Annotated in this window: 1 protein-coding gene; it reads left to right on the top strand. The window is 30.1% G+C overall.

Translation table 11 applies throughout. The annotated features are described in order from the left end of the window. Positions 1 to 206: 206 nt before the first annotated feature. Positions 207 to 1,324, top strand: a 1,118-nt coding sequence (locus tag ETU08_RS00570; RefSeq protein WP_146261068.1) for a site-specific integrase, incomplete at its 3' end; no start/stop codon positions are given.

Raw genomic sequence — 1,324 nt, 5'->3', positions numbered from 1 at the left:
AGCTCCTCCTGCTGGGCTCGAACCAGCGACCCTCTGATTAACAGTCAGAGAGTTAATGTATTTCTTTATTTTACTATATTTGACTTTTTCTTTATTAATAAAGGTTTATAAAGATAAAATATTTTTTCAATATGTTATATTTTACTATATTTGACTTTTAAACCTGACCTAATACCTGACCTTAAGTATTTATTAAAAAATATACTATGGCTACATTTCATTTAATACTGAGAAAGAACAAACCTAAAGCTGATGGCTCTATACCTATTATATTTAAGATATATCATGCAGATAAAGAAAAAGTAATTACAACTCCATTTTCCATTTTAGAAAATCAATGGGATAATAAAAATAAGAAAATCAGATCCAATCACCCTAAAGCCCAAGAAATCAATCAATCCTTGAGGGCTTTAACCCAAAGGTTGGAGAATATCATTACAGAATTAGAAACAGAAGAAGAACTGGACTATACAGTAAACGATATTGCAATCAGATTTAAAGAAGAATCCCAAAACAAAAAGGTCAAATCCATGGCAGTTTATGATTATTTCACTAAAGATATTGAAAACTATAAAAGTACAGGAAGATTAGGTTATGCAAAAATTGTAGGGGATTCCCAAAGGTCATTGTTTAAGTTTGCTAAAAAAGATTTACGTTTTAAAGATATTACTTATGAGTTTCTTTGTGATTATGAAGCTTTTTTGAGAAAAACCTGTGATAACTCCAGTATTAAAATTAAAATGCGAGATATCAGAACCTTATACAATAATGCAATTAAAACAGGGTATGCCAGGCAGGAAGATTATCCATTTGGCAAATCATATAGAATTGATAAAAGGTTAAAATCACAACCCAGAAAAATAGCTCTTCATATAGAAGATTTTAGGAAATTCAAGAACTTTGATATATCTGAGCACTCTGAATATACAGATACCTATAATATGTTTTTATTCAGTTATTATACAGGAGGGATGAATTATAAAGATATGGCTTTTTTACAATGGTCAAGTGTCAAAAATGGGAATATTGAATACTACAGGGAAAAAACTAAAGAAAAAATATCTCCTTTACCTATTAGGAAAGAAGTACAGAAGATTTTGGATTATTACAAAGAAAAGCCTAAATCAGGAGGACTGGAATATATATTTCCAGTTATTTACAGGGATGAGCAAACAGACCTGCAAAAGCAGTACCGATATAAAAAATGTTTGAGAAAATTCAACAAGCAATTAAAGTTTATAGCAGAAACAACGGGAATAAAAGAAAATATTACCAGTTATACGGCAAGACATACCCAAGCAACCCAATTATTATTTAGTGGGGC

The organism is Apibacter muscae (assembly GCF_007845635.1).
GTDB classification, from domain to species: Bacteria; Bacteroidota; Bacteroidia; order Flavobacteriales; family Weeksellaceae; genus Apibacter; species Apibacter muscae.
This window is presented reverse-complemented; position numbering and strand designations above follow the sequence as displayed.